The 6833-nt window shown below is 61.3% G+C and carries 3 protein-coding genes and 3 pseudogenes; 4 read left to right on the forward strand and 2 right to left on the reverse strand.

What is annotated here, in order from left to right; genetic code table 11:
* Positions 1-191: pseudogene (locus J7I85_RS24710) on the reverse strand (IS256 family transposase); the annotation flags it as partial.
* Positions 192-246: 55 nt separating this feature from the next.
* On the opposite strand from J7I85_RS24710, the pseudogene J7I85_RS25455 reads away from it, so the two are divergent.
* A pseudogene (locus tag J7I85_RS25455) lies at positions 247-432 on the forward strand (hypothetical protein); the annotation flags it as partial.
* Between the two features lie 1349 nt (positions 433-1781).
* Here the strand turns inward: J7I85_RS25455 and J7I85_RS24715 are convergent.
* Positions 1782-2822 (reverse strand): LacI family DNA-binding transcriptional regulator, encoded by a 1041-nt coding sequence (locus tag J7I85_RS24715; RefSeq protein WP_214858661.1) that lies wholly within the window; start codon positions 2820-2822, stop codon positions 1782-1784.
* Here J7I85_RS24715 and J7I85_RS24720 point away from each other — a divergent pair.
* From J7I85_RS24720 to J7I85_RS24730, 3 genes and pseudogenes are all read left to right on the forward strand, one after another.
* The gene (locus J7I85_RS24720) at positions 2800-4215 is read left to right on the forward strand and encodes an MFS transporter (protein WP_308159652.1); all 1416 of its coding nucleotides are present in this window, start codon (positions 2800-2802) and stop codon (positions 4213-4215) included. The two genes, J7I85_RS24715 and J7I85_RS24720, sit on opposite strands and share 23 nt — an antisense overlap.
* Positions 4216-4273: 58 nt before the next feature.
* Entirely contained in the window at positions 4274-6031 is a 1758-nt protein-coding gene (locus J7I85_RS24725; protein ID WP_214858662.1) for a glycoside hydrolase family 3 protein, read from the forward strand.
* Between the two features lie 611 nt (positions 6032-6642).
* Positions 6643-6833, forward strand: a pseudogene (locus tag J7I85_RS24730) (IS256 family transposase); the annotation flags it as partial.

Consider the following 6833-nt stretch of genomic DNA (forward strand, 5'->3'; position numbering starts at 1 on the left):
CCGAGATGCTCCGTGATCTCCACCTCCAGCCCGGTCTCCAGCACGTTCTTCGTCAGGCCCGCCAACAGCCCACCAGGGCCCAGCAGGCTCACGCCCTGCTCACGCGCCTGCTCCAGCAGCGCCTCCGCGAGCTCCTTCTGATCAATGATCTCTCCCGACATGGGATCGATCATCTCTGCGGTCTCAGTCATAGCCTTGCCTTTCGGTCAGGCCACGCCGTTCCCACCGTTTTTCTTACAGTCCCGGGAGACCCGCCGAAGCGCCCCCGCAGGCTTGGGGAACGTCGTCGATATCGAACACTGGCGTGTTCAGGTTCGTCTCGGCGGTTCTGACTCGCCACTGCGGACCTTTGAACTTCGCCGCGAACCCCTCGCTGAGCAGTGGTTGCTCGAGGCCATCACTGACATAGGAGCCAGGCTGTGCATAGCGTAGGGCCGGGTTGCCGGCAGGGCTTGCCCCCGCCGGTGAAAGTCGCGCTGGCCCGCGCCATCGAGAAGATGCCTAACGGTGACTCAGCACACGGGGGCCTGCTGTTTCAACCCAAGTGAGACGGGTATATTCACTGCACATTGTCAATTAGTAGTCATTGAAATGGCCGGTCAGCCACCTGCTGTCGCACCCGTCCCGGGTTGATTTCAACGTGACTCAGGGTCACCAAGATGGCTTGATTCAAGGCCACCCTGGTTAAGCCGGGCAGGTAACTACTTGAGCCGCCTTACCACTTTCTGGCGGTGTGCCGTTTGGCGCCCCATCAGCGGACAGCCCATCGGACCGGGCCTATGGAATCGTGCCTCAGCCCTTCCTGGCCCTCAAATCGTCGATGATCTGCATCATCTCATCCGTAGCCTTGACGACATTTAGAACCGGGCGAACGTGAGGGAAGAAAGAGTCCAAACGTTTCTTCTCTGGAAACCAAGAGAACAAAACTCCTACGTGTGCCCCACGTATGAAGCCGTTTCGTACCCTCGCAGGTGCTTGCCATCCGAGCTAACCCAGGCCATCGCTGGGCGAAGCCAAAGACCCTGAATCGGTGACCCTTCGGGATCACCGTGTTTTCGCAGGAGCCACAAAGCCTTATCGAGAGCGAAACAGAAGCGCACGTTCTTGGCGACTCTCCTACCGTTCAGAAAATCGAGTAGGCCGGCTGGAACAGGGAGACCATCAAGCACCATCCGAGACGCGAAGTGCTTGGCAAAATAGCGGCCCAGGTCCAGCTGCTTTCGTTTCCAATCGGCCCCAAAAATGGCCTTCATATCCAAACCTGGGGCATCCCACAGAGTCTCCGCGTTCTCCCACACGTATGCGGAGTATGTTTCATAAGCTCGGTCAAAAAGCTGACTGCGAGTGTCGTTGCATCGCCTACACGGGTCCTTCTCAAAGCGGACGGCGGGCGACTTTCTAATGCTCTTGATGTAGTGGAGCCTTCCTTCATCGCCGCCCCATACGAGATTCGGCCCATCGCCTTGCATGCGCGCCAGATCCGTTCGTTTGTATTTGTGCTCCTGGCTATCAGCCACGGCACCACACCACCAACAGCTTCCATCGCTGACAGGGTTCCACGCGAAATGGCGTCAGATCAACATGAAGATCGGGTGGGGAATCCATGCTCTAAGTACCTCGGAGGGTTCGGACATGTTTCCCCGGGCTCTCCGGCAGAGCGTTCCACATCCTTGGAACTGGAACTGGAACGCTCACGCGGGACAGTCCCCTCAATTCAGCCGGCGAGCCCGGACGAGGGCGAGGGCAATTGCTCGCGGCGTGGCCCCACAGCCGGGTTGGGGCTATGACAACTGAGTGCGAGTAGAGGCTCGCACGATTAGTTGAGTGGGAAATTCATAGCGCCGGATAGCTGGGGGCGTTTCGGACAATGATTGCAGGAGTAGTTCGGTCGCGGTGCGGCCCATCTCGGCGTACGGTTGTCGCGCGGTGGTCAGCTGTGGTGTTACGAGGATGGCGGCACGCTCATCGTCAAAGCCCGCCACGCTAATCTCGTCTGGGACGCGGCGATCGCGTGTGGCCAATTCGCGCAAGACGGCTGGTGCAAGTTGGTCGAATGCGCAGAAGACGGCGTCGACACTGCCGTCGCGGTCCAGGAGGTCCCCGAGCTCTGGACACCCCGGTGCTGCCTCATCGTATTCGGTTTCGATGATGAGCTTTTCATCGATCAAGATCCCCGCAGCGACGAGCACGTCGCGGTAAGCCCTTTCGCGTTCCTGGAGGTAGAAGGAGTTTCCCCAAATGGAGTCTCCGCCGCTGAATCGCGGGCGGACGAAGACGATGCGGGAACGCCCTATCTCGACCAGGTGTTCAACCACCTCGCGTGCGCCGGCGTAGTTCGCCGCAGAGATTGATGGGAAGTAGATGTCGACGCTGGAGTCATCTATTGCGACGCCGGGTATGCCGATGCGGTCGCAGGCGTCCCGGACCGACTTCTGATCAGGAACGCTGACGACGATCACACCTTCGGTCGGGACGTTCGACAGCCCGGTGATGGCGTCGGCCAGCGCTCCCTCGGCTCCTCTGACGGGATGAACGAGCACCTGATAGCCGGCGGCGGCCGCCGTCTCGATGCAGGCGTGGGCGGCAAGCTCCCACCAGGCCCACTGGTTATCCGGCACGATCACGCTGATGGCGTGGAAGCCGCCACGACGCAAGGCGCGCGCAGCGACCGACGGGCGATACCCAAGCTCCTGAGCGATCGTACGGATGCGGTCGCGCGTTGCCTTACTGACGTCGGGATGATCGCCCATGGCGCGCGACACTGTCGCGATACCCACGCCCGCGGCTCGGGATACGTCGGTGAGCGTCACCCGCTGCGTCATCACTGCCTCCAAAAAGTCCCTCTTGACCGTGGCTATTCCTATTGGCTATCTTATCGGTAGCGTTTCCGGAAACGTTACCGGAAACGAAGATCAACTTCCACTCATCAAACTCAACGACGAGGAACTCATGTCCACCACGACCTCGGCCACTGTCGGCCCCAATACTCTTAGGCCAGTCAGTCCAGGCTTCATAGCCATTTACGCGCTGGCGATGTTCGGTGTTTGGATGGCGATCAACCTGCCGGCCTCCGTAACGCTGGCGCTGCGGATTTCGGAGATCGACCCCGCCGGAAAGACCACTAGCTATTCGATTGCCGCTGGAGTCGGGACGCTGACTGCCGTCCTTGCCAATCCCTTCTTCGGGCGCCTTTCGGACCGTACACGCAGCCGTTTCGGCCGCCGTCGCCCCTGGCTCGCGGTTGGCCTGCTTGGCACCACGGTCGGCGCCGCCGTTATCGGCTTCTCGGACACGTTCCCGATGCTGCTGCTGGGATGGATCCTGATGCAGGCGTTCGTCAATGCCGCGATCGCGGCCATTCTCGCTATCGTGGCTGACCGGGTACCTGAATCGCAGCAAGGATTCATTGGCTCGCTCTCGGGGGCAGCGTCCGCCGCGTCTCTGGTGATCGGAATCTTCTTCATTCAGGCGTTCCCCACGAGCATCCTCGCGCAGATCGGTCTGCCGGTAGCAGTGGCGCTGGTGTTCGGAGCAGCGCTGATCGCGGTTTTCAAAGATGATGCTCCAGCGGCCGAGCCGCTGCCACCGTTCGGTGTGAAGGAATTCTTCGGATCGTTCTTCATCAACCCCCGACGCGAGCCTGACTTCGCATGGCTGCTGCTTGCTCTCTTTCTCATGTCTGCAGCGTGGGGCGTGGTATCCACATACACGGTCTATCTACTGCAGGACATGCTCGCAGTACCCGAGGACGAGATCAGTGGGGCGATCACACTCTCCTACGCGATCCCCGGGATCGTCGCGTTCCTTGCCGGGCCGTTCGGTGGTTGGTTAGGAGACCGGCTCGGTCGACGGAAGCCGGTCATGATCTTCGCAGCTCTAATAGGCGCGGCAGGCATGCTCACCATCGCCACCTCTCCCACACTCGTTCAGTTCCTCATCGGAGTGACGCTCGTCTCCGGCGTTTCGGCGGGCCTCATGATGGGCACCTATGTCGCGTTTGGTATCGCGGCGATGCGAGACAAGCTGGCGGCAGCGCGAAACCTCGGCGTGATCAACATCGCCATCACCCTGCCGTTTTCGATCATCCCGTTCATCGCCCCTGTGCTCCTCGGCATCGGCGGCGGCACGTCGAACTACGTCGCCCTCGTCCTTGTCGGCGGCGCATTGACACTTCTGGGTAGCGTCCCACTCTTCGGCATTCGCGCCGTCCGCTGACGTCAAATTTTCCGCTCACGCGCGGTTCGCGCTGCACTCCACCGATGAAGGATCTTTCATGAATGACTATCTCGACCCCACTCAACCCATTGAGCGCCGTATCGAGGACCTCCTCGGACGGATGACGGTCGCCGAAAAGGCGGGCCTGATGTTTCATCCCACCACTGAGCCGGGCGGTGACTCGCTCTCCGCGGAGGACGCCCTCCGAGGCGCCCAACTCAACGTCGTGGAACGTGGAATCAGCCACTTCAACGTGCTCGGCGGTGGGGACAGTGCCGGTGTCGCCAGCTGGCACAACACCCTCCAGGAGCTCGCGGCGACCACCAGACTCGGTATCCCCATCACCCTGTCCTCCGATCCGCGCCACGGGTTCCGGAGCAATCCGTTCACAGGGCAGTCGCTCGAAAGCCTCTCCCGGTGGCCCGAGACAACAGGTATTGCAGCCATCGCGGGCACCGAGTCGGCACGCGAGTATGCCGACATCATCCGTCGCGAGTTCCTGGCGATGGGCATACGTGTATACCTCGGACCGATGGCGGACATCTTCACCGAACCGCGCTGGTCGCGCGGGTTCGGTACTTTCGGTGAGGACCCCGCCCGCGTGGCCGAACTGACCGTCGCGTTCATCGAAGGGCTCCGCGGTGGAGCGACCCTGGGTCCGGACTCTGTCGCTGCCGTCGTGAAGCACTTCCCCGGCGGCGGTCCGCAGCTGCGCGGGGACGACGCACACGATTCCCGGTACCCCGAGCAGGTGTATCCGGGCGGCGTGCAGGAACTGCACATCGAGCCGTTCGAGAAGGCCTTTGCTGCAGGAGCAACCCAGGTGATGACGTACTACGGCAAGCCCGTCGGAACAGAATGGGATGAAGTCGGGTTTGCGTTCAACGCGCCGGTCGTACGTGACATCCTCCGCAAGCGCCTTCATTTCGACGGCATTGTCGTGACCGACTGGAACCTGCTTGAGAGTGAGCGGATGGGTGATCTTACCTTTGGTCCGAATGGTTGGGGCTTGGAGCACTTGTCCCCAGTCAAGCGGGCCCGGATCGCCATCGACGTCGGCGTCGACCAGTTCGGCGGTGACCGGAACCCTGCCCTTATCGAAGAGCTAGTCGATAGCGGCGCGGTGACCGAGGAGCGCATCGACCAGTCGGCGCGCCGGCTTCTGCGCGAAAAGTTCCAGCTTGGCCTGTTCGAGAACCGTCAGGTCGAGATCGACCGCGCGCGAACCACGTGCGGCTCGCCAAGCTTTTCCGAAAAGGGTACCGCCGCTCAGAGCGCTTCCCTCGTTCTGCTCTCCGACGAGGCAGGCGTGCTGCCTGCTGGCTCCACCGTCTACGTCGAGGGCATCCAGGACTCCTCAGGCCTCACCACGACGCCCAATGTCGGAGACGCAGAGGCAATCATCGTTCGGCTCGAAGCTCCGTTTGAACCCGGCCGCGGTTCGGTCGTCGCCGAATATTTCCATGGCGGCACACTCGCGTTCCCGCAGGCCACCCTGGACCGGCTCCGCAATTACGCAACTCAAGCCCCTCTCTATGTCTCAGTTTTCCTTGAGAGGCCAGCCATTCTCGGACCGCTCCTGGAGCTCGGTGCGACAGTCCTCGGCGAGTTCGGAGCAAGCGATAGCGTAGTGATCAACGCGTTAGAAGGACGGACCCCGCTTTCTGGAACCCTGCCCTTCGACATCCCTTCCTCGATGGAGGCGGTAGAGAAGTCCCGCGAGGACGTCCCGTTCGACACCGAGGAGCCCCTCTTCCGCGCGGGATTCGGCATTGCACGAGATGCCAACGCACCACATATGGCAGCACAGGCCTAGCGACTGGTCAGTGTCACGGTCGGCGACCTCGGAATTGCGGATGCCGTGAGAACCAAGAGCCCTGAGTGATCCCAGTCAACTGAACGGCAAGCTGCCCGTCGACGAATGCCGCGTGGAATCCCGGAAGCAGTCCCATTCGAGACTGGCCGCCCCTGTTCACACACGGTCACCAGGGGGTCAAGGGTCACCTCAACCTCCTCTAAAGCCCCTAGCCGTGTTTCCGGGACATCACCCGGAAGCACGGCTACACCCCCATCGAGAAAGATAAGACCAAGGAAATGCCCAACCACTTTGTCACGACGATAAACGCCTCGGAACCTCGAAGCCTCAACGAAGAACTTAACCAGATAGTGGCTGAGGCCCAAGAAGTAGCCATCGCTCAGGGACACTCAGGAATCCTGGTCACTCAGCACAGCTACACCTCATACACGGTGAGTTTGAGTGACGCGGTGCCCGATGGCCAAACTAAGGAGCATCGGCACTGGCACGCAGACGCATGAGCAATGAGGTCCGCCACCTGCTCTGCCAGAACACCGGTGACCAAGGGGGGGACGGAGTGGGACTGTAAGAAAAATGGTGGGAACGGCGTGGCCTGACCGAAAGGCAAGGCTATGACTGAGACCGCAGAGATGATCGATCCCATGACGGGAGAGATCATTGATCAGAAGGAGCTCGCGGAGGCGCTGCTGGAGCAGGCGCGTGAGCAGGGCGTGAGCCTGCTGGGCCCTGGTGGGCTGTTGGCGGGCCTGACGAAGAACGTGCTGGAGACCGGGCTGGAGGCGGAGATCACGGAGCATCTCGG

The sequence above is a fragment of the Arthrobacter sp. ISL-65 genome (genome assembly GCF_018613795.1).
Classification (GTDB): Bacteria; Actinomycetota; Actinomycetes; order Actinomycetales; family Micrococcaceae; genus Arthrobacter.

What these genes read in the sequence shown, in the direction of transcription:
- J7I85_RS24715 (WP_214858661.1), bottom strand. Translation starts at nt 2,822, where the DNA reads ATGACGCAGCGGGTGACGCTCACCGACGTATCCCGAGCCGCGGGCGTG.
- J7I85_RS24725 (WP_214858662.1), top strand. Translation starts at nt 4,274, where the DNA reads ATGAATGACTATCTCGACCCCACTCAACCCATTGAGCGCCGTATCGAG.